A 20,840-nucleotide genomic window follows, 5' to 3' on the forward strand; every position below is an offset into this window, starting at 1 on the left:
CTTTTCTTCCCCGAGAGAATAATATCGGTTGCCAAGTCTCATTCCGCCCCCTACATGACCCCAGCCCGCAATACGACGCCGAACTCGAAGCCCGACACCGCGCCCCGCAGCAACGGTGGGCTCGCCGGGGATGTGCCTGCGGGCGACCTGAGGGTGCAGGCGCGCGACCCGCTGCTGAAGCTCATCCGCGCCCACCAGCCCGTCTCCCGCGCCGACCTGGCCCGCATCTCCGGGCTGCGGCCCGGCATGGTCTCACTCATCGTGGACGACCTGAAGGCCGACCACTGGATCACCGAGGGCGGCTCCGTGGCCCGGCCGCGCGGCCGCCGTCCCACCATGCTCACGCTCAACGACCGGCTCGCCATCCTGGTGGCCGACGTGCGCCCCAAGCGCGCCATCGTCGCGCTCATCGACCTGCCCGGTCGGCTGCTCACGCGGCGCATCATTCCGCTGGCCTCCGAGCCGCAGCGCGCCATCCGCAGCATCTCCGACTGCATGGCCGCCATCCAGGCCGAGCACCCCTCCCTGACCATCGAGGGCATCGGCGTCAGCCTCCCCGGACGCATCGACCCCTCGACCCAGCACCTGATCTTCGCGCCCAACCTGGACTGGGCCAATCTGGATATCCGCGAGGCATTTGAGGCGCAGACGCGGCTGCCCGTCGAACTGGAGAACGACGCTAACGGCTGCCTGCTCTCCGAGCTTTGGTTTGGCCGCATGGACGGTATCCGCGACGCAGTGCTGGTGGCCATAGCCGAGGGTATCGGCACGGCGCTGCTGGTCAACGGGCAGCTCTCGCGCGGGCGGGCGGGCATGGCAGGGGAGTTCGGGCATATCCAGCTCGACAGCAACGGCCCCCGCTGCGCCTGCGGACAGCTCGGCTGCTGGGAGATGCTCGGCTCCTCTTCCGCGGCGCTACGTTTTTATGACGAGCATCGCCACGAGACCGGCGCGCCCGCCGTGAGCACTATGGATAGCCTGCTGCATCTAGCCGAAGAGGGCGATCCTCCCGCGCTCGCCGCGCTGACCCGGCAGGCCGAGTACATCGGCAAGGGCCTGCGGCTGCTGGTGGCGGCGCTCTCGCCGGAGGTGATTCTGGTGACGGGGGAGATTACCTCGTTGTGGGGTATCTTTGCGCCGGTAATTGAGAAGCATATGTCGGCTAATATGCTGGCGCAGGTACTTCCGAGACTGGTTCCGGCGACGGATGCGGAGTCGGCGAGGTTGCGGGGGGCGGCGGCAGTGCTGCTGCAGCGCGTCTCCAGCCAGAGAAACTCCCGGCTTCCGACCAACGGGAGGACCGTTGCTTCTTGAACTAGCAAAACAAAGATGAAAGTCACGAAGTGACCGCCCTCCGCACGGGAGGCCCGTCCGGCAGGACAGAGCTTTTGCCGACCTATTCCAGAAACAACGGCAAAGGCGCTCTTACGCCGGACGGGTAGCACTTCATGCGGTTCGTGGTTTACCCCCGTGCAGGCCAGAGCCACGCCGCTCCACGCACGCCGCTCGAATCCCCATACTTCGCCGGGAGCAGCGGCGTATGAAACTCGCCGCCGAAGACATACGGAGCCATCTTGCCGGGCAGCTCCTCGTACAACCGGGCCACACGCGACAGCCCGCCCCCGAAGACGATCACATCGGGGTCGAGCGTATGGACGATAGTGGCCAGCGAGCGGGCCAGCCGCTCCTCAAACCGTTCCACAGCAGCCATAGCCTGGGCATCTCCAGCCTCGGCGGCCTCCACGATCGCTCGCGTGGTCAACTTCCGGCCCGTCACGTCGGCGAACTCCCGCGCCACGCCGCTGCCCGAGACCCAGGTCTCGATGCAGCCGTGCTTGCCGCAGTAACATGCGGGCCCGGGCGTCTCCGCGGCTGTCGCCCACGGCAGCGGATTGTGTCCCCACTCGCCCGCTACGCCATTGGCCCCGTTGTGGATCTGCCCGCTGAAGGAAACTCCACCCCCGCAGCCCGTCCCGAGGATCACCGCGAAGACCACCCGAGCGCCCGCAGCCGCGCCGTCCGTGGCCTCCGAGACCGCCAGGCAGTTGGCGTCGTTGGCCACGCGCACTTCTCTCCCCATCGCGGCACCCAGGTCCACCGTCAGCGGCATCCCGTTCAGCCACGTCGAGTTGGCGTTCTTCACCAGTCCGGTGCGGCTCGAGACCGTCCCCGGAATCCCCGCGCCGACCGTACCCCGCTGGCCGGTCTCGCGCTCGATCCGCTCTACCAGAGCCACCATCGCGGCGATGCTGGCCCCGTACTCGCGTGGAGTATCGACGCGGTGCCGCACCATCTCCGTGCCGTCATCGCCGATCGCCAGCGCCTCAATCTTCGTTCCACCCAGGTCGATCCCAATCCTCATCTCAGCTCTCACTCACCAATCCGGCGCCATCCGCCAACTCGCATATATAAATCTCCGGCGTAATGCCGGTGGCCTCTTCGTATCCCGCCGCCAGCGCCTGGGCGAAGCCCTCGCTCGCGCCGGTCTCGACCAGGTTTACCGTGCATCCGCCAAAACCGCCGCCTGTCAGCCGCGCGCCGTAGCAGCCTTCCAGCTCCTTGGCCAGATTGACCAGCAGGTCGCACTCTTCGCAACTGGCCTCGAAGTCGTCGCGGTAGCTGGCGTGGGCCTCGAGCATCAGGTGCCCGAAGCGGCGCAGCTCGCCCGCCTTCAGGGCCGCCGCGCCGTCGAGCACGCGCTGGCTGTCGGTGATGACGTGCCGCCCGCGCAGAAACGCCTGCCGAGACATTCTGCCCTCGCTCTCGATCAGGTCGAGCAGAGTGGCATCGCGCAGCTCGCGCACGCCGATGGCTGCTGCTGCCTCCTCGACCTCGCGCCGACGAGTGCCGTACTCGCCGCCGCCAATCGAGTGCCGGACCATCGAATTGGCGATGACGAGCCGCACCGTCTCGGGCAGTGGAGCCAGCTCGTAGGTCAGCTTGAGCGTATCGAGCGCCAGCGCGTTGCCGCGCCGCCCGCAGGCCGAGATGAACTGGTCCATGATGCCGCAGGGCGCGCCCACGTAGTCGTTCTCCGCGCGCTGGCAGATGAGGGCGATGCGCTCGCCGGGCAGGGTGACACCCGCCAGATGCAGCAAAGCCGTGGCCGTGGCCACCTCCACCGAGGCCGAGGAGCTGAGGCCCGAGCCCTGGGGCACATTGCCCGTGAGGGTCAGGTCTCCGCCACGCAGGGGGACCCGCTCCTGTTCAAGGCTCCAGGCGACGCCGATGCAGTAGGCGCTCCAGTGCCCCTTCTGCGGGCTGGGCAGGGCGTCGAGATCGACCTCCACGCGCTCTTCGAAGTCGAGCGAGTAGAGACGCAGCTTGCGGTCGGGGCGCGGGCTGACCGCTACCAGGGTGTTGTAGCTGAGCGCCGCAGGCATGCAGAAGCCGCCGCTGTAGTCGGTGTGCTCGCCCAACAGGTTGACGCGGCCGGGAGCCTGCACGACCTTGGTTGCGGCTCCGGCGGCGGGCTGGTGCCTGGATAACAGCGTCTCGATTCTGGGGTTAATCTCGCTCATCCGCCTGCCACCTCGCTTAGCCCACGCAGCCGCTCCGCCGCGCTCTCGGGCGTGATGTCGCGCTGCGGCATTCCCAGCATCTCGAAGCCGACCATGAACTTCTTCACCTCGGCCGAGCGCAGCAGCGGCGGGTAGAAGTGCGCGTGAAACGTCCACTCCGGGTAGGATTCGCCGTCGGTCGGGCGCTGGTGGAAGCCCATCGTGTAGGGAAAGCTGACCTGGAAGAGATTGTCGTAGCGCGTGGTCAGCCGCTTCAGGATATCGGCTAGCGCAGCAGAGTGCTCCGGCGTGAAGTCGGCGAAGCTGCCGAGCCGCGACTTGGGCAGTACCAGCGTCTCGAACGGCCACACCGCCCAGAAGGGCACCAGTGCGACAAAATGGGCGTTCTCGCAGACGATCCGCTCGCCGGACTGCTGCTCGCGCTTCAGGTAGTCGTCGAGCAGGGTGGTGCCGTGCTTCAAGAAGTACTCCCGCTGGGCCAGGGTCTCGGCCAGCGGCTCGTCGGGCACATGGCCCGAGGCCCATATCTGGCAGTGAGGATGTGGGTTGCTCGAACCCATCATCGCACCGCGGTTCTCGAAGATCTGGACGTAACTGATCTCCGGGCGTGACCCTAGCTCGACCGTCTCTTGCTGCCAGACTTCGACGACCTTGACGATATCGGCGGGCTGCATCTGCGAGAGCGTCAGGCTGTGGTCGGGGTGGAAGCAGACCACGCGGCAGATGCCGGTCTCGGCCTCGGCGCGCAGAAGATCGTCCGGCTCGCCAACGAGTGACTCAGGCTCACCCGGCATCAGGGCTGCGAAGTCGTTGTCGAAGACGAAGACGCCGTCGTACTGCGGATTTACCTGCCCGCCCGAGCGCTTGTTGCCGGGGCAGAGGTAGCAAGATGGGTCGTAGGCGATGCGCTGGGGAGCAGCCGGTTTGGTCGTCTCTCCCTGCCAGGGGCGCGCTGTCCGCTGCGGAGAGACGAGAACCCACGACCGCCGCAGCGGGTTATACCGGCGGTGCGGGCGGTTGCGGTTCGGCTGTGTAGTCTCTGAACTCATAGAGGAGATTGTAGTTCTACTGTACCTGCCCCAGAGGCAACAACGGCAAAAGCGTCCTCACACTGGCGGGAGGCACTTCGGCGGTCTTGGGCGTTACGCGTGTTTTTCGCTCTAAGCCGTCATTGGCCGCAGTTCGTCCGCCACGGCCAACGCGCAGCCCGTCCGCGCACGAACCTCTTCCACCGTCAGCCCGTCCGCGATCTCGACCAGCAGCAGCCCGTCAGGAGTCACCTTGATCCACCCCAGCTCCGTGACGATATCGTGAACCACCCTGCGCCCGGTCAGCGGCAGCGTGCACTCCTCCAATATCTTGGGCGAGCCGTCCTTCGCCGTGTGCTCCATCGCCACAATGACGCGCCGCGCGCTGGCCACCAGGTCCATCGCGCCGCCCATTCCCTTTACCATTTTGCCGGGAATCGTCCAGTTGGCCAGATCGCCGTTCGACGCCACCTGCATCGCGCCCAGCACGCTCATGTCCATGTGGCCGCCGCGAATCATCGCGAAGGACTCGTCGCTGCCGAAGAAGCTCGTCCCCGGCAGGGCCGTCACGGTCTGTTTGCCCGCGTTGATGAGGTCCGGGTCTTCCTCGTCGGGCGAGGGCGGCGGCCCTATCCCCAGCATCCCGTTCTCGGACTGGAAGACGACCTCGATACCTGCCGGAACATAGCCCGCGATCATCGTCGGCAGGCCGATGCCGAGGTTGACGTAGAACCCATCGCCGATCTCGCGGGCGATGCGCCGCGCGATTAGCTCCTTGCCGCTCACAGTGCCTGTCATGCCCTGGCCCTTGCCTTCAAAAGATTTGCCTCAATCGGCTTCTGGTAGCCCTGCCCCAGGACGATCCGCTGCACGTAGACGCCCGGCGTCACGATGTGGTCGGGGTCCAGCTCGCCCGGCTCCACCAGCTCTTCCACCTCGGCGATGGTGATCTTCGCCGCGGTGGCCATCGCCGGGTTAAAGTTCCGCGCCGTCTTGCGGTAGACAAGGTTGCCGTGGCGGTCGCCCTTCCACGCCTTCACCAGCGCGAAATCGGCGTGCAGCGCGTGCTCCAGCAGGTACTCGCGGTCGCCGATAGAGCGCGTCTCCTTGCCCTCGGCTACGACCGTGCCCAGCCCCGCCGGAACATAGAACGCGGGAATCCCCGCACCGGCCGCGCGAATCCGCTCGGCCAGAGTGCCCTGCGGGATCAGCGTCAGAGCTAGTTCGCCTGAGATGACCATCTGTTCCAGACGGCGGTTCTCGCCCACGTAGCTGCCGATGTGTGAGGCGATCATTCCCGCCTCCAGCATCAGCCCCATGCCGAAGCCATCCACGCCCATGTTGTTGCTGATAGTCTGCAATCCCTTGACGCCACGGCCCACCAGCGCCGCGATCAGGTTCTCCGGGATGCCGCACAGCCCGAATCCTCCGAGCATAACCGTGCTGCCGTCACGGATATCCGCGACGGCAGCCTCTGCCGATTCCACGACCTTGTGCATCGGTGCCTACTTGCCCTGAGTGGTGAAGGTGAAGACAGTGGTGCTGTGCATCGTCTGCCCCGGCTTCAACTCGGTCGAAGGGAACTTCGGGTGATTCGGCGAGTCGGGATAGTGCTGCGTCTCCAGGCAGAAGCCCGAGCGCTTCGGGTACAGGTGACCCTCATGGCCGGGCTTCGCGCCGGTCAGGAAGTTGCCCGAGTAGAACTGCACCCCCGGCTCGGTCGTAGTCACGGTCAGCACGCGTCCGGTCGAAGGATCGTAGGCGCGGGCCGCGGTCTTCATCACGCCGTTGGGGCCGTTCAGCACCCAGTTGTGGTCGTATCCGCCGCCCAGCTTTAGCTGCTCGTCGTCGTTGCCGATGCGGTCGCCGATGACGGTGGACTTGTGGAAGTCGAAGGGGGTTCCCTTGACCGGCTCGAGCACGCCGGTCGGGATGAGCACCGCGTCCACGGGGGTGAAGGCGTCGGCCTCAATCTGCATCTCGTGCCCCAGGATCAGGCCGGAGCCTTCGCCAGCAAGATTGAAGTAGCTGTGGTTGGTTACGTTGATGACGGTGGTCTTGTCGGTCGTGGCGCTGTAGTCGATGTGCAGCGCGTCGCCCGCTACCGTGTACTTGACGTGTACAGTCAGCGTGCCGGGAAAGCCCATATCGCCGTCCTTGCTCACCAGCGACAGCTCCACGCCGTTCGCGATCTCCTTCGCGGCCCAGACTATCTTGTCGAAGCCGTGCGTGCCGCCGTGCAGCGACTGGCCGTGGTCGTTCTGCGGCACCTGGTACTGGTGCCCGTCGATGGTGAACTGGCCCTTGGCCAGACGGTTGCCGTAACGGCCAACCACCGCGCCGTAGTAGCTCGAAGGATCGTGCAGGTAGTCGTCCAGCGTGTCGTAACCGAGGGCGACGTTGGCCACCTTGCCCGTACGGTCCGGCGTCCGGATCGCGACCACGCGCGCGCCGTAGTTCGTGATGCTTACCTCGAGGCTCGTGCTCTTCAAGGTGTAGAGGTCGACAGTCGTCCCGTCCGGCATGGTGCCGAAGGGCTTCTTGGTTACCGAACCGTGTGCAGCTATAGCAGTGGTCATGCTAAGCAGAATAGCGCAAGCCCATCTCATCATCCGCATCGTCAGGCGATCCTTTGTATTCCGCATAGTGGCCGGAGCACGAGTTTCCAATCCCGCTAACTATACGTGAAGCCCAACACGAACAGCCACATCGCGCTTCGTCCGGTCCTGGCATTTCGCATCTTTTCTTCTCAATAATTCAGCTTGCGTCCGCTCCCGCGAGCGACGATGATGTTTCACGACATGAGCCGCCTCCTCAAGACCTTCGCCTGCTGCCTCCTCGTCCTGCTGCCTGCCGCCGCCCAAGCCAAAAAGCCTAAGCTTCCCGACCACTGGATCGGTGTCTGGGGAGCCGCGCCCTTCGCGCTCGACAACAAAAATATGTCCCTGGGGAGCGAGGACAGTACCCTCCGCGAGACCGTCCACGTCTCCTTCGGAGGCTCGCTCATCCGTGTCAAGTTCTCGAACGAGTTCGGCACCGAGCCGCTCATCATCGGGGCCGCCCACGTCGCGCTCGCCGGTGCCGACCCCGGCTCCATCTCCCTGACCAGCGCCAACGCCCTCACCTTCAACGGCAACCCCTCCATCACCATCCCGGTCGGGGCCAGTGTCGTCAGCGACCCCGCGGGCATCACCTTCCCCGCCTTCGCCAACCTCACCGTCAGCATCTTCCTGCCCGCCCAAAAGATCACCCACATCACCTACCACGGCACCGCGCTCCAGACCAACGAGCTGGCCCCCGGCAACCTGGTCGGCCAGAGATCCTTCCCGCCGGTCCAGACCGTCGCCGCGACCTCCACCGAGCCCGCCCGCGGGACCGGGGCCACCACCGGGGTCAAGACCATCAACTCCTGGTACTTCCTCAAGGGCATCGACGCTATGGCCCCCGGTGACACCGGCACCGTCATAGCGCTCGGCGACAGCATCACCGACGGCTCCTGGGCGACGCCCAACAGCAACTCCCGCTGGCCCGACGTGCTGGCCCGGCGTCTACAGGCCAACAAGGACACTCGCAGCCTCAGCGTGCTGGACATGGGCATCGGCGGCAACCGCATCCTGCACGACGGCACCGGGCAGTCGGCGCTGGCCCGCTTTGACCGCGACGTGCTGGCGCAGTCCGGGGCGCAGTCGCTGATTATCCTCGAAGGCATCAACGACATCGGCCATGCTGCCGATCTGAAGAACCCCTACGACGTCGTCTCGGCCGACGATCTCATCGCCGGTCTCGCGCAGATGGTCGAGCGTGCTCATCTGAAGGGGATACGGGTCTTCATCGGCACGCTGACGCCGTACGTCGGAGCCGCCTACTCATCGCCAGCGGGTGAGGCTATCCGCGTGGCCCTGAATAACTGGATTCGCACCAATAAGCTGGCCGATGGGTTTATCGACTTCGAGGCCGCCACCAAGGACCCGGCGCATCCGGATATGTTCCTTCCCAGCTACGAGCATGGGGATCACCTTCACCCGGTGGACGCGGGTTACAAGGCTATGGGAGAGGCTATCGACCTGAAGCTGCTGACGCCGAAGAAATAAGGCAGCGGGGCGGTCACTTCGTGACTTTCATCCTTGCCTGGGTGATTCAAAAAGCAAAGGTCCTCCCGTTGGTCGGAAACGAAAGATGCTCGCTTCCGACCAACGGGAGGACCTCAAAAGATCACGCTCCCATACCGCCCCGAGGACGGCACGAAGTGCCCTACTGGAGTTCGATTCCGGCGAAGAAGTAGCCGATCTCGAACGCGGCGGTGTCCTCGGCGTCAGAGCCGTGGATCGCGTTCTCGCCGATCGACGCCGCAAACTGCTTGCGGATCGTGCCCTCTTCGGCCTGAGCAGGATTCGTCGCGCCCATCAGCTTGCGCAGATCGGCGATGGCGTTCTCCTTCTCGAGAACCATCGGGAAGATCGGCCCCGAACTCATGAACTCGGTCAGCTCGCCGAAGAACGGACGGGCCGCGTGAACGTGATAGAAGCCCTCGGCCTGCGCCTTCGAGATGCTCATACGCTTGATCGAAACAATCTTGAACCCGGCCTTCTCGATCTCGGCGAGGATGGCGGCGGTGTAACCCTTGCGGACGGCGTCCGGCTTGATGATGCTGAATGTGCGCTGTGACAACGTAGTTCTCCTTGGCAAATCTTGTGCTTCCAGTGTAACGGAGGCTGTGAAAAAGAACTGCCTCGCACGCAAAAGGGGAGCGGCGAACCTCGCCACTCCCCTCTTTTTTCTTGCTGCCGAAACAGTTACGCTTTGCCCAGAAGCCGCGCCATCGCTTCGCCGATCTCGGCGGGAGACTTGACGACCGTGATTCCGGCCTCGGCCATCGCCTTCATCTTCTCGGCAGCCGTACCCTCGCCGCCCGAGATGATCGCGCCCGCGTGGCCCATGCGGCGGCCCGGAGGCGCCGTCTGCCCGGCGATGAAGCCGACCACCGGCTTCTTCACGAACTCCTTGATGTACTTCGCCGCAGCCTCTTCCGCCGAGCCGCCGATCTCGCCGATCATAATGATCGCCTCGGTCTCGGGGTCTTCGTTCAGCAGCTTCAGCGCGTCGATGTGCGTGGTGCCGATGATCGGGTCGCCGCCGATGCCGATGGCCGTGGACTGGCCGATGCCGCGCTGCGTGAGCTGGTAGACCGCCTCGTAGGTCAGCGTGCCCGACTTCGAGACGATGCCGACCGAGCCTTCCTTGTGGATGCGGCCCGGCATGATGCCGATCTTGGCCTTGCCCGGCGAGATGACGCCGGGGCAGTTCGGCCCGATCAGCCGCGTCTTCGAGCCCTTCACGACCTCCCAGGTCTTCACCATGTCGAGGACCGGGATGCCTTCGGTAATGCAGATGACCAGCGGTACTCCGGCAGCGGTGGCCTCGAGGATGCCGTCCGCAGCAAACGGCGGCGGTACAAAGATCACCGAAGCATTCGCGCCCGTCTCCTTCACGGCCTCTTCGACGGTGTTGAAGACCGGCCAGCCCTCGTGGGTCGTGCCGCCCTTGCCCGGCGTCACGCCGCCGACGACCAGATCGACTCCAAACTGCTTCGCATACTCCGCGCAGCCCTTGGCGTGGAACGTGCCCTCACGACCAGTGATTCCCTGCACGATCAGACGCGTATTTTTATCAACGAGAACTGCCATTTACTTACCACCTTTCGCAGCAGCCACGGCCAGGTCAGCGGCTTCCTTCATCGTTGCTCCCACCTCAAACTTCAGGCCCGAATCAGCGAGGATCTTGCGTCCCTCTTCGACGTTGGTGCCCTCGAGCCGCAGGATGATCGGGATCTGCACGTTCAGCTTCTTCGCCGCCGCGACAACAGCCGTCGCCAGCACATCCACGCGCAGGATGCCGCCGAAGATGTTGATGAAGATCGCCTTCACGTTGGGATCGCTGAGCAGGATGCCGAACGCGTTCTCGATCTGCTCCTGGTTCGCGCCGCCGCCCACGTCGAGGAAGTTCGCCGCCGATCCGCCCGCGTACTGGATGATGTCCATGGTGGCCATCGCGAGGCCCGCGCCGTTCACCATGCAGGCGATGTTGCCGTCGAGCTTGATGTAGTTGAGCGCGAACTTCGACGCCTCCACCTCAAGCGGGTCCTCTTCGGCCAGGTCGCGCAGCTCCTTCAGGTCCTTGTGCCGGAACATCGCGTTGTCGTCGAAGTTGATCTTGCAATCCAGCGCCAGCAGCTTGCCATCCTTGGTCGTGATGAAGGGGTTGATCTCCATCAGGGTCGAGTCCGTCTCGACGAAGGCCTTGTAGAGGCCCATCATGAAGCCGACCGCCGCGTTGATCTGCGTGGGCGCGAGGCCCAGCTTGAAGGCCAGCTTGCGCGCCTGGTAGGGCTGGAAGCCGACCGCCGGGTCGACGTACTCCTTATAGATCAGCTCGGGCGTGTTGTGCGCGACCTCTTCGATCTCCATGCCGCCCGACTGCGAGGCCATGAAAACGATCTTCGCCCTGGCGCGGTCGAGCACCAGTCCGAGGTACAGCTCGCGGTCGATCAGCGAGCCCTCTTCGATGAGCAGGCGCTGAACCTTCTGGCCCTGCGGCCCGGTCTGGTGGGTGACGAGCTGCATCCCAAGGATGGCCTTCGAGGCTTCATTCGCCGCTTCGAGCGTCTTGACGACCTTGACGCCGCCGCCCTTGCCGCGGCCGCCCGCGTGGATCTGGGCCTTCACAACGACGACGGCATTGCCCGCGCCGAAGAGCGCCTTGGCCGCCGTATCCGCCTCTTCGAGCGTGGTGGCCATCTCGCCACCCGGCACCGGAACGTTGTACTTCCGCAGAATCTCTTTCGCCTGGTACTCGTGGATCTTCATCGATAGCTTTCCTTTAGGTCCGGTTGCAGAAGACAAGTCATCGTAGCGAACGGGCGTGGGGATATGCAATGCAAGCGCCCGATAACCGCCCACGGAGACGATAATCGCCGGATTTTCATCTGGCAGAAGCAACAGCAAATGCGCCCTTGCGCCGGGCGGGCGGCACTTCGTGCGGTTTTGGACGCTTCGCGTGGGCGACCCCCTATACTTAAGCCTCGACCCCACCATGTCCGACCCCAATCAGATCGTCCAACGTCACCTGAAGCGCATCGTCGAGCACAGCGCCACCCTCACCCGCTCCGAGGCCGCTGAGCTGCTCCGCGCCGTCTTCCACGCCGACGACTCCCCCGCCGCGCACCTGCGCATCGCCGCCCTGCTCGGCGCACTGGCCGCACGCGGCGAGACCGCCGCCGAGATCGCCGGGTTCGTCGACGCCATGCGCGCCGCCGCCACGCCTGTTCCCGTGGATGAGCCGGAACGCGCCCTGCTGGTCGACACCTGCGGCACCGGCGGCGACCAGTCCGGCACCTTCAATATCTCCACCGCCGCCGCGCTCGTCGCCGCCGCCGCCGGTGCCCGCGTCGCCAAGCACGGCAACCGCGCCGTCACCTCGCGCTCCGGCTCAGCCGACGTGCTCGAAGCCCTCGGAATTCCAGTCGACCTCGACCCCGAGGAGGCCGCAACGGCGCTCCGCACCCACGGCTTCGCCTTCCTGCACGCGCCCACGCTGCACCCCGCGCTCCGGACGGTCATGCCTATCCGCCGTGCGCTCGGCGTACGCACCGTCTTCAACATCCTCGGCCCCATGTCCAACCCCGCCGGAGCGCCCGCGCAGGTGATGGGCGTCTATGCGGCGCGGCTCGTGCCACTGGTCGCCGAGGCGCTCGCAACCCTCGGCACGCGGCACGCCTTCGTCGTCCACGGGGCTGGGGAGCTGGATGAAATTTCCCTCTGCGGGCCTAGCCAGATCGCCGAGATTCGCGACGGCAAGGTCACGCTCTCGACCTTCGTACCGGAGGACGTCGGCTTGCAACAGGCTCCTCTGCAAGCACTTGCGGGCGGAGATGCGACGGCGAACGCGGCTATCCTGCGGGCCATCTTCGCTGGACAGACTGGTGCTCCGCGGGATGTGGTGGTGCTCAACGCGGCGGCGGTGCTGGTGACGGCGGCGCTCGCCCCAAATCTCCGCGCGGGCGTCGAGCTGGCCCAGCGGACGATCGACTCGGGTCAAGTCACGGCACTGGTTTTGCGGCTTTCCCAATAAGGACATAACTGGTACTCTCCCGATAGCATCGAACTCAGCAGCGCCTGCACTGGAGGAGTCTATGGCACGCGTAACCGGCATCGGCGGTATCTTCCTTCGCGCACAAGATCCCAAAACCCTGCGAGCCTGGTATGCCGAGCATCTCGGCCTCGACGTGCATGCAGTCTACGGCTTCGCATCCATGCCGTGGAGCGACGAGCTCCCACCCGGCACCGGCCTGACCACATGGTCGCTCTTTCCTGCTGATACGAAACACTTTGGCGACGCCGGAAAGTCCGCCATGGTGAACTATCGCGTGGATGACCTGGAGGGCCTGCTGGCGCAACTGCGCGAAGCGGGCGTCCCCATCGACCCCAAGCGCGAGGACTACAGCTATGGCCGGTTCGCATGGATCGTCGATCCGGAGGGCAACCGGATCGAGCTTTGGGAGCCGCTGGTGGACACACCGGAGGAATAGCCCTTCCCCGGCTGCAAACGTAGCCCATGGCCTTTCCCTGCATGGGCCCGCATATAATCGAGAACGTGCTGAAGCTCCTTCGCCCGCGCCTTGCCGTCTTCGCGTCTCTCCTCCTGTGCGCGGTTCTCTGCGCGTCGAGCCTTGCGCAAGCCCAGACCGGCGACGTCAAGGAGCCTACTGGCCGCGTCGTCCTGGTGCTGCCCTTCGACAACCGCTCCGGCCAGCCCAACCTGAACTGGATTGCCGACTCTTTCCCTGACACGCTCAACCAGCGCCTCAGCTCAGCGGGCTTCCTCACGATCACCCGCGACGACCGCCTCTTCGCGCTCGACCACCTCGGCTTTCCCGCCGACTTTCGGCCCACGCGCGCCACCACCATCCGCATCGCCCAGACGCTCGACGCGGACTTCGTCGTGGTCGGCAACTTCAACGTGCAGAATGGCCGCATCCTGGTGCAGGCGCAGGTGCTTGAGGTCAATAAGCTCAAGCTCTCCCCCGCGCTCGACGACTCCAGCGAGTTGGCCCGGCTCTTCGACATCGAGAACGCCGTCGCCTGGAAGATCGCCCGGCAGATCGACCCGCAGTTCGCCGTCGCCCAACAGACTTTCCTCTCCGCCTCCCAGGGCGTGCGTCTGGATGCCTTCGAGAACTACATTCGCGGCGTCGGCGAGACCGCACCCGCCCAGCGCATCAAGTTCCTGAGCGCCGCCGTCGCCGAGTCGCCCACCTACTCAGCCGCGCTGCTCGCGCTGGGCCGCCAGCAGTTCGCCGACCGCCAGTACGACCAGGCCGCCAGCACTCTGGCCAAAATTCCCCAGACCGACCGGCTGGCGCTCGAGGCCGGGTTCTTCCGCGGACTGGCCCGCTTCAACGAGGCCAAGTACGCCGAGGCCGAGGCCGCCTTCAGCTTCGTCGCCACGCGGCTGCCGCTGCCCGAGGTCGTCAATAACCAGGGCGTCGCCGCCGCCCGCCAGGGCCGCGACGGCTCCGCGCTCTTTCAGCGCGCCGTCAATGCCGATCCCAACGACGCCGACTTCCACTACAACCTGGCCGTCTCCAGCTATCGCCGTGGCGACTTCGCCGCCGCCCACCGCGAGATCGACGCCACGCTCAAGCTGAAGCCCTCGGACGGCGAGGCCGTCGCGCTGAAGAACCTCATCGACGCAGGCCGACGCGCCGGCAGCTCGAACGGCGTCGAACCTACCGAGCGCATCCGCCGCACCTACTCCGAGGCATCGTTCCGGCAGGCCGCCTTCCAGCTCGACCAGGTCCGTTCCCTGCGGCTGGCCACCCTGCCCCCGGCCAGCCAGGCTGCCGAGTACAGCCAGCTGGGCCGCGACTACATGAACCAGGGCCTGCTGCCCGAGGCCGAGCAGGAGTTCCAGACGGCCATCAAGGCCGACCCCACCGGGCCGCTGGGCCACGCCGGGCTGGCGCAGGTGCGCGAGCAGAGCGGCAACCCCGAAGCCGCCCGCAGCGAGGCCGAGCAGTCGTTGCAGCTCAAGCCCAACGCCGCCGCCTATCTGGTGCTGGCCCGCATCGACCTGCAGGCCAACAAGCTCTCCGACGCCGCCGATAACGTCAGCAAGGCGCTGCATCTTGAGCCAACCAACCCCGGTGCGCAGGGGATGCGCCAAGCCCTGCAGGCGCGCGGCCAGAGCGTGCCGTGAGCTACTTTGGGAGGCGCACCCCGGCCTGCGCCTGGGGTTTCGGCTGCCTCAACTGGCTGCGGAGGAGGCTTGTTAGAAAAACTGCCCTCCTTTTCTTCCTCATCCTGGCGGTTCAGGCCGAAGCCGCTCCGGTCGTCGTCAAGCTCACCCTGCACGACACCATCCAGCCGATCTCGGCGGGATATCTTCAACGCGGTCTCGACGAGGCCGCCAGCCGCCATGCCGAACTGGTGCTGGTCTCACTCGACACACCGGGGGGGCTGCTCGATTCGACCCGCAAGATGGTCGCAGCTCTCGAGAACTCTCCGGTTCCCGTCGTCCTCTACGTCTCCCCGGCGGGTGCCCGGGCGGCCTCGGCGGGGTTCTTCCTGCTCGAAGCAGCCGATGTCGCTGCCATGGCCCCCGGCACCAACACCGGCGCGGCCCATCCTATTGTGGAGGGCCGTACCCTCGACCCGGTACTCAAGCAAAAGATCGAAAATGACGCCGCAGCCTTTCTGCGCTCCTACTCGGGACGCCGCGGCCACAACGCCGACGTCGCCGAGGACGCTATCCGCAACTCGAAGTCCTCAAGCGACGCCGAGGCGCTGGGTCTGCACCTGATCGACCTCGTAGCCCCCAGCGACGAGGCCCTGCTGGCCACGCTCGACGGCCGCACCGTTCAGCGCTTCGACGGCAGCCGCGTCACGCTCCACCTCGCCCATGCGGCCATCGACCCCATCGACCCGTCGCTGCGCGAGCGCATCCTCACGCGCCTCACCAACCCCGACTTCGCCGTGCTGCTGCTGCTCTCCGGCATCCTGCTGCTCTACCTCGAATCGAACATCCCCGGCACCATCATTCCCGGCTCGCTGGGCGCTCTGTGTCTGCTGATGGCGCTCTTCGGCCTCGGACTGCTGCCGGTCCACCACGCCGCGCTCTTCCTGCTGCTGGCCGCAGCGACGCTTCTCGTGCTCGAGATCAAGGTTCCCAGTCACGGAATCCTGGGGCTGGCCGGAGTCGTCTGCCTCGTCTTCGGCCTGTCCACGCTGGTCGATGGCCCCATTGATGAGCTGCGCGTCCACCTCTCGGTAGCCGTGGCCGCCGGGGTGGGCTTCGGGGCTATCTCGTTGCTTCTGGGGTGGATCGCCATGCGCGCCCGCCGCAATAAGGTGCTGCTCGGCCCGCAGGCGATGATCGGCAGGCTGGCCGTGGCCAGTACCGCGCTGGCCGCCGATGGGGCCCCCGGCGGTCAGGTTGAGGTGCGCGGTGAACTCTGGCAGGCTCTCCTGCGCAATAGCCCCGGCCCGCTGCCGCCCGGAAGCTCCGTCCTGGTCCGCGAGATCGACGGCCTGACCCTGATCGTCGAGCCGGCCGAACCCGCCGGATCTTCCCGCACCTGAATCCTTGCCATTTATGGCGCGAATCGCCCATCCCGGCCACCGCGCAGAGTAGACTAAAGGCTGAAAGATTTTCAGCAAGGGAGTCTGCACTACATGCTCATTGTCTCTCGCCGGACCCGGGCCAACGCCCACGGCATCGCTCGTTCTCTGCTCGGTCTGGCTCTCGTCGCAGCCCCCTTCGCACTCCAGGCTCCCAACGCCAACGCTCAGGAAGGCAAGCCGCCACAGGGTCCGCTCGGCCGCCAGCTCGACAGGGTCGACTTCGGCATTATCGGCATCGGCTCGCTGACCAAGAGCACCACCGGCCCCATCACGGTGACGACCGCGCCCAACTACCCCAGCTCGCTGACACTGACGCCGAGCAACACGGTGGGTGTGATGCTCAACGTGCGCTACATCGCCAAGCCGTGGGTCGGCTTCGAGTTCAACTACACCTACGCCCGCTACACGGAGAACTATAGCTACAACCCGCCCGGCCCGATCCAGGCCAACGCGACCGAGTACAGCCTCGGCTACGTGGCGCACCCCCAGCACGTCATCGCCGGGGTACTCCATCCCTTCTTCGGCGGCGGCGCGGGTTCCACGGCCTTCCGTCCCACGGTCGGCGGCGGTCAGGGCCTGCCGGTGCAGGCACGCGCCACCTACTACTACAACGTCGGTGTTGAAGCGCCCGTCGGCTCGCACTTCGGGCTGCGCGCGCAGTTCCGCCAGGCCTTCTTCCTGGCTCCCGACTTCGGCCAGAACTACCTGACCAACCTGAAGCGCACCGACACCATCGAGCCGGGCGCAGGCTTCTACCTGCACTTCTAGTTACCTGCACTGAAATTTTGCACATGGAAGGACGCTGCGTGCTCTACAATCGCAGCGTCCTTTCAATCGCGGCCCTCACGCTCCGCGCCGAGGTACTCGCTCGCCATGCTACTGCCGATCCCGCTGCTCGTACTCCTCGCCATCCTCGTGCTGTATCTCTTCAACAGCATCAAGATCCTGCGTGAGTATGAACGCGCCGTCGTCTTCCAGCTAGGCCGCGTAAAGGAAGCCGCCTCCGGTCCCGGCCTCATCCTGCTCTTCCCGCCCTTCCAGACCATGGTGCGCGTCAGCCTGCGCCAGGAGGCGATGGAGGTCCCCTCGCAGGACGTCATCACCCGCGACAACGTGACCCTGAAGGTCAACGCCGTCATCACTCTGCGCGTCGTCGATCCCACTCGCGCCGTCATCGAGGTCTCGAACTACATCTACCAGACCTCGCAGTTCGCCCAGACGACGCTGCGCTCGGTGCTCGGCGAGGTGGACCTCGACGAGCTGCTGGCCCACCGCGAGGCCCTCAACCAGCGCATCCAGACCATTATCGACGGCCACACCGCGCCCTTCGGGGTCAAGGTCATCTCGGTCGAGGTGAAGCAGGTGGATATGCCGGAGTCGATGCTGCGCGCCATGGCCAAGCAGGCCGAGGCCGAGCGCGAACGCCGCGCCAAGATCATCCACGCCGCGGGCGAGTTCGACGCCGCCACCAAGCTGGTCGAGGCCGCCACCCTGATGGCCACGCAGCCCATGACATTGCAGCTACGCTACCTCCAGACCCTGACCGAGATCGGCGTCGAGAAAAATACCACCATCGTCTTTCCGTTGCCAATGGAGCTGATGAACCTGCTCAATCGCTCCTTTTCGCCGATAACGCCTGAGAAACCCATTACTCCAGAGAACAAGGGAGTCTAAATGCCCGTGAGAAGCCGCCTGATGCACGACGAAGAAGAGGACGAGGACTACGGCGTCCGTTCCGCCCCCAAAGACCGCGAGATCTCGCTCGGCACCACCATGCTGCTCGGCATCTTCTTTGCCCTGGCCCTGCTCTGCGCGGTCTTCTTCGGCTTCGGCTACTCGCTGGGAACCCGCCACCTGACCGCCCAGGCGCAGACCGCGAACGAAGCCGCCGTCGCCACAAACTTCAGCAGCTTCAAGCCGTCGCCCGGCAGTCCGCTCGGCTCGTCATCGGCCCCGGCCCAGCCCCGCTCCACGGCCGTCACTGTTCCCTACCCGGCCCCCGAAGAGCCCAGCGCCAAGGCAAAGACCCCGCCCCCGGCCGAAAGCACCGGCAAGCCTGCCGCCACTGTTGCTCCTCCGGCCGCGACTGTAGCCACTCCTGTCGTCGCACCTGCGCCCGCCCGACCTGTGGCCAGGCTCGTGGCCGCGTCCGGCGGAGCTGCACCCGCCATCCTACCGGCGATCCCGGCTGGAGCGGCCTCGGCCGTGGTCCAGATCGCCGCCGTCTCCCACCAGGAGGACGCAGACCTGCTCATCTCCACGCTGAAGCGGCGCGGCTATAACGTGGCCATCCACCAGGAGCCGCAAGACAAGCTGCTCCACGTCCAGATCGGCCCCTTCCCCAGCCGCAAAGAGGCCGACGCTATGCGCCAGCGGCTGCTGGCAGACGGCTTCAACGCCATCGTAAAGTAGGTACTTCGTACCGTTCTCGGGACGGCGTGGGGAAGTAATCTTCTGAGGGCCTTCCGCTGGTCGGCAGCGAGCATTGCTTGTTGCCAGCCAACGGGAGGCCCTCCCCGCTTCACCATTTCCCTGTAAACTGCAGGAGTACCCGCTTCAAGCTCCTCATCCCGCACCCCGAGGCCCCATGCAGAATCCGCCAGACCAGCGTCCCGACCAGCCCGCGATCAAGCTCCACAACTCCGAGAACTATCGCGAGGGCTACGCCAACAGCGTGCAGGTCCGCATGTCCGTCTGGGACTTCCTGCTCGTCTTCGGCACCATGCGCCAGGACTCGGCCGAAGAGGTAGACCTCGAGAACTTCCAGGGCGTCTACGTCAGCCCGCAGCAGGCCAAGGCCCTATGGAACGTGCTCGGCCACAACCTCGCCCAGTATGAGCAGACCTTCGGCAAGCTCGCCCTCGAGCCGCAGCCTGCGCAGGCCAAAGTCCAGCCAATCCCCTTCCCGCCGCAGGACGGCCCCGTCAACTAACGCCGTGGCTACCCCCAACCGGAGTCGCACCAGGTTCTCCTTGCTGGCCGCTCCGGCTGGCAGCCCGCTCCCTTTGCCGTTTCTCTACCCGCTCTTCTTCGTTGCCGTATATCTGGCGCACTGGAACCTGCTCCAGCTCCCCTACTACTGGGACGAGGCCGGGTACTACATCCCCGCCGCGCTGGACTTCTTCCATACCGGCTCGCTCATCCCCACGACCACGCTGACCAACGCGCACCCGCCGCTGCCGTCACTCCTGCTGGCGGGTTGGTGGCGTCTCTGCGGCGGCATCTCGGTCGGTGCCACGCGCACCCTGGTCTGCATGATCGCGGCCTTCGCGCTCGTGGGCGTCTTCCGTCTGGCGCGCGGACTGGCCGGGCCGATCATCGCCGGTGTCGTCACCCTGCTGACGGCGATCTACCCTGTCTGGTTCGCGCAGAGCACGCTGGCGCACGCCGACATCTTCGCCGCCGCGTTTACCCTGTGGGCGCTCTCGTTCTACCTCGTCCAGCCCACGCTGGTGCGGCCCGCGCCCCACCGCTTCGCCTGGACCGCCGTCTTCTTCTCGCTGGCCGCGCTGGCCAAGGAGACGGCCATCGTCACCCCGGCCGCGCTGGCGCTGTGGGAGATCGTGCAGCTCTTCATCGCCGGGCCGGAGGAGCTGGCCGACCGCCCCGGAAGGCCCGTCTACCGCCGCATCCATCTGTTCTGGATCGCCGCGCTGGCCGCGCCCGTGCTGCCGCTGGCGCTGTGGTACGCCTACCACTTCCACCGCACCGGCTTCGTCTTCGGCAACCCCGAGTTTCTGCGCTACAACGCCACGGCCAACCTGGGCAGCGCGCGCATCCTGCTCAGCCTGTGGCATCGGGTTGTCCACGTCACGTTCCACATGAACATGTACGTGCCCGTGGTCCTGACGCTGGCGCTGCTGGCCACGGCTAAGCCCATCAACCTCATCCCCCGGTCGCTACGGCGTCCTGCCTTTCCCGCGATCCTGGTCATTGTGCTCGGCAATCTCGTCGCGTTTTCGATTCTCGGCGGTGCGCTGCTGACCCGCTACCTGCTGCCCGTCTTTCCGCTGGTGCTGTTGCTCTGCGTCTCCGTATGGACGGCGCGGATGCGGGCCTGGGCATGGCTGGCCGGGCTTACCGCCGCGACCTTCCTGACGGCGCTGTGGGTCAATCCGCCCTATACCTTCGCGCCCGAGGACAACCTCACTTACCGCGATATGGTGATCCTGCACGAGCGCGCGATCAACCTGATCGAGAAGCGTTTTCCCGCGGCCACCGTGTTGACGGCGTGGCCCGCGACCTCCGAGTTGACGCGGCCCGAGCTGGGCTACGCGCACAAGTCCTTCCGCGTCACCCCGCTCGAGAACTTCACCGCTGAAGAGATCCAGAAGGCCGCCGCCGATCCCGGCAGCTACGACACCATGCTGATCTTTTCGAGCAAGTGGACACCGCCGCCGGGCGCGCTGAACCTGAGCCGTGGGCACGAAGCCACGGATATGCGCTACTTCGACTTTCACCGCGATGTATCTCCGGAGGAAGCGGCGGCGATGCTGCACGGCGATATCGTCTGGCAGGCGCAGAGCAAGGGTGAATGGGTGGCGGTGCTGCGGTTTCCGCGCAGTGTCGAGGCGCGGCTGTTTGTGCCATTCGCAAATAAGTAACTTTTACAG

At 65.7% G+C, this 20,840-nt stretch carries 20 protein-coding genes; 11 read left to right on the forward strand and 9 right to left on the reverse strand.

Annotated features, from left to right (window positions below; all coding sequences use genetic code 11):
- Positions 1-54: 54 nt before the first annotated feature.
- On the forward strand, positions 55-1,314 hold the full coding sequence (locus FTO74_RS17480; RefSeq protein WP_162539296.1) for an ROK family protein: 1,260 nt from the start codon (positions 55-57) through the stop codon (positions 1,312-1,314).
- Between the two features lie 148 nt (positions 1,315-1,462).
- Here FTO74_RS17480 and FTO74_RS17485 read toward each other — a convergent pair whose 3' ends face one another.
- The 6 genes from FTO74_RS17485 to FTO74_RS17510 form a co-directional block, all read right to left on the reverse strand.
- Positions 1,463-2,374, reverse strand: coding sequence for an ROK family protein (locus tag FTO74_RS17485; protein WP_255462356.1), 912 nt, complete (start codon positions 2,372-2,374; stop codon positions 1,463-1,465).
- Positions 2,364-3,521, reverse strand: coding sequence for a galactokinase (gene galK / locus FTO74_RS17490; RefSeq protein WP_162539297.1), 1,158 nt, complete (start codon positions 3,519-3,521; stop codon positions 2,364-2,366). Before galK ends, FTO74_RS17485 begins: the two co-directional genes overlap by 11 nt.
- Positions 3,518-4,570 (reverse strand): UDP-glucose--hexose-1-phosphate uridylyltransferase, encoded by a 1,053-nt coding sequence (locus tag FTO74_RS17495; protein WP_162539298.1) that lies wholly within the window; start codon positions 4,568-4,570, stop codon positions 3,518-3,520. Before FTO74_RS17495 ends, galK begins: the two co-directional genes overlap by 4 nt.
- 111 nt (positions 4,571-4,681) lie before the next feature.
- On the reverse strand, positions 4,682-5,347 hold the full coding sequence (locus FTO74_RS17500; protein WP_162539299.1) for a 3-oxoacid CoA-transferase subunit B: 666 nt from the start codon (positions 5,345-5,347) through the stop codon (positions 4,682-4,684).
- On the reverse strand, positions 5,344-6,048 hold the full coding sequence (locus FTO74_RS17505; RefSeq protein WP_162539300.1) for a CoA transferase subunit A: 705 nt from the start codon (positions 6,046-6,048) through the stop codon (positions 5,344-5,346). The genes FTO74_RS17500 and FTO74_RS17505 overlap by 4 nt, the downstream gene beginning before the upstream one ends.
- A gap of 6 nt (positions 6,049-6,054) precedes the next feature.
- Positions 6,055-7,128 (reverse strand): aldose epimerase family protein, encoded by a 1,074-nt coding sequence (locus tag FTO74_RS17510; RefSeq protein WP_255462357.1) that lies wholly within the window; start codon positions 7,126-7,128, stop codon positions 6,055-6,057.
- Positions 7,129-7,350: 222 nt separating this feature from the next.
- Between FTO74_RS17510 and FTO74_RS17515 the strand changes: the two genes are divergently transcribed.
- Positions 7,351-8,640 (forward strand): SGNH/GDSL hydrolase family protein, encoded by a 1,290-nt coding sequence (locus tag FTO74_RS17515; RefSeq protein ID WP_162539302.1) that lies wholly within the window; start codon positions 7,351-7,353, stop codon positions 8,638-8,640.
- A 160-nt stretch (positions 8,641-8,800) separates the two neighbouring features.
- Here FTO74_RS17515 and ndk read toward each other — a convergent pair whose 3' ends face one another.
- From ndk to sucC, 3 genes are all read right to left on the reverse strand, one after another.
- On the reverse strand, positions 8,801-9,217 hold the full coding sequence (ndk, locus tag FTO74_RS17520) for a nucleoside-diphosphate kinase (RefSeq protein WP_162539303.1): 417 nt from the start codon (positions 9,215-9,217) through the stop codon (positions 8,801-8,803).
- A 125-nt stretch (positions 9,218-9,342) separates the two neighbouring features.
- Positions 9,343-10,233 carry a succinate--CoA ligase subunit alpha gene (sucD, locus tag FTO74_RS17525; protein ID WP_162539304.1) on the reverse strand — a complete coding sequence of 297 codons (891 nt, stop codon included), beginning with the start codon at positions 10,231-10,233 and terminating at the stop codon, positions 9,343-9,345.
- Entirely contained in the window at positions 10,234-11,412 is a 1,179-nt protein-coding gene (sucC, locus tag FTO74_RS17530; protein WP_162539305.1) for an ADP-forming succinate--CoA ligase subunit beta, read from the reverse strand.
- A 226-nt stretch (positions 11,413-11,638) separates the two neighbouring features.
- Here sucC and trpD point away from each other — a divergent pair, with 226 nt between their 5' ends.
- The 9 genes from trpD to FTO74_RS17575 all read left to right on the forward strand — a co-directional run bounded on the left by trpD (position 11,639) and on the right by FTO74_RS17575 (position 20,831).
- A complete protein-coding gene (gene trpD, locus FTO74_RS17535) occupies positions 11,639-12,676 on the forward strand; it encodes an anthranilate phosphoribosyltransferase (RefSeq protein ID WP_162539306.1) in 1,038 nt (345 codons plus the stop codon).
- Positions 12,677-12,737: 61 nt separating this feature from the next.
- Positions 12,738-13,133 (forward strand): VOC family protein, encoded by a 396-nt coding sequence (locus tag FTO74_RS17540; RefSeq protein WP_162539307.1) that lies wholly within the window; start codon positions 12,738-12,740, stop codon positions 13,131-13,133.
- A 65-nt stretch (positions 13,134-13,198) separates the two neighbouring features.
- Positions 13,199-14,803: a tetratricopeptide repeat protein gene (locus FTO74_RS17545; RefSeq protein WP_255462358.1), complete on the forward strand. Its 1,605-nt coding sequence runs from the start codon at positions 13,199-13,201 to the stop codon at positions 14,801-14,803.
- Positions 14,800-16,185, forward strand: a complete 1,386-nt coding sequence (locus FTO74_RS17550) for a nodulation protein NfeD (protein ID WP_255462359.1) — start codon at positions 14,800-14,802, stop codon at positions 16,183-16,185. The genes FTO74_RS17545 and FTO74_RS17550 overlap by 4 nt, the downstream gene beginning before the upstream one ends.
- A 93-nt stretch (positions 16,186-16,278) precedes the next feature.
- On the forward strand, positions 16,279-16,995 hold the full coding sequence (locus FTO74_RS17555) for an outer membrane beta-barrel protein (protein ID WP_162539309.1): 717 nt from the start codon (positions 16,279-16,281) through the stop codon (positions 16,993-16,995).
- 105 nt (positions 16,996-17,100) lie between these two features.
- Positions 17,101-17,901 (forward strand): slipin family protein, encoded by an 801-nt coding sequence (locus tag FTO74_RS17560; protein WP_162539310.1) that lies wholly within the window; start codon positions 17,101-17,103, stop codon positions 17,899-17,901.
- A complete protein-coding gene (locus tag FTO74_RS17565) occupies positions 17,902-18,639 on the forward strand; it encodes an SPOR domain-containing protein (protein ID WP_162539311.1) in 738 nt (245 codons plus the stop codon).
- Between the two features lie 175 nt (positions 18,640-18,814).
- Positions 18,815-19,159, forward strand: coding sequence for a DUF3467 domain-containing protein (locus FTO74_RS17570; protein ID WP_162539312.1), 345 nt, complete (start codon positions 18,815-18,817; stop codon positions 19,157-19,159).
- A 4-nt stretch (positions 19,160-19,163) separates the two neighbouring features.
- Positions 19,164-20,831: a glycosyltransferase family 39 protein gene (locus FTO74_RS17575; protein WP_255462360.1), complete on the forward strand. Its 1,668-nt coding sequence runs from the start codon at positions 19,164-19,166 to the stop codon at positions 20,829-20,831.
- Positions 20,832-20,840: the final 9 nt, after the last annotated feature.

This window comes from Granulicella sp. WH15 (assembly GCF_009914315.1).
Classification (GTDB): domain Bacteria; phylum Acidobacteriota; class Terriglobia; order Terriglobales; family Acidobacteriaceae; genus Edaphobacter.

Excerpts from the sequence above, each read along its gene's own strand:
- FTO74_RS17480 (WP_162539296.1), top strand. The coding sequence starts at position 55 with ATGACCCCAGCCCGCAATACGACGCCGAACTCGAAGCCCGACACCGCG.
- galK (WP_162539297.1), bottom strand. The coding sequence starts at position 3,521 with ATGAGCGAGATTAACCCCAGAATCGAGACGCTGTTATCCAGGCACCAG.
- FTO74_RS17495 (WP_162539298.1), bottom strand. The coding sequence starts at position 4,570 with ATGAGTTCAGAGACTACACAGCCGAACCGCAACCGCCCGCACCGCCGG.
- FTO74_RS17500 (WP_162539299.1), bottom strand. The coding sequence starts at position 5,347 with ATGACAGGCACTGTGAGCGGCAAGGAGCTAATCGCGCGGCGCATCGCC.
- FTO74_RS17505 (WP_162539300.1), bottom strand. The coding sequence starts at position 6,048 with ATGCACAAGGTCGTGGAATCGGCAGAGGCTGCCGTCGCGGATATCCGT.
- FTO74_RS17510 (WP_255462357.1), bottom strand. The coding sequence starts at position 7,128 with ATGACCACTGCTATAGCTGCACACGGTTCGGTAACCAAGAAGCCCTTC.
- FTO74_RS17515 (WP_162539302.1), top strand. The coding sequence starts at position 7,351 with ATGAGCCGCCTCCTCAAGACCTTCGCCTGCTGCCTCCTCGTCCTGCTG.
- sucD (WP_162539304.1), bottom strand. The coding sequence starts at position 10,233 with ATGGCAGTTCTCGTTGATAAAAATACGCGTCTGATCGTGCAGGGAATC.
- sucC (WP_162539305.1), bottom strand. The coding sequence starts at position 11,412 with ATGAAGATCCACGAGTACCAGGCGAAAGAGATTCTGCGGAAGTACAAC.
- trpD (WP_162539306.1), top strand. The coding sequence starts at position 11,639 with ATGTCCGACCCCAATCAGATCGTCCAACGTCACCTGAAGCGCATCGTC.
- FTO74_RS17540 (WP_162539307.1), top strand. The coding sequence starts at position 12,738 with ATGGCACGCGTAACCGGCATCGGCGGTATCTTCCTTCGCGCACAAGAT.
- FTO74_RS17555 (WP_162539309.1), top strand. The coding sequence starts at position 16,279 with ATGCTCATTGTCTCTCGCCGGACCCGGGCCAACGCCCACGGCATCGCT.
- FTO74_RS17560 (WP_162539310.1), top strand. The coding sequence starts at position 17,101 with ATGCTACTGCCGATCCCGCTGCTCGTACTCCTCGCCATCCTCGTGCTG.
- FTO74_RS17565 (WP_162539311.1), top strand. The coding sequence starts at position 17,902 with ATGCCCGTGAGAAGCCGCCTGATGCACGACGAAGAAGAGGACGAGGAC.
- FTO74_RS17570 (WP_162539312.1), top strand. The coding sequence starts at position 18,815 with ATGCAGAATCCGCCAGACCAGCGTCCCGACCAGCCCGCGATCAAGCTC.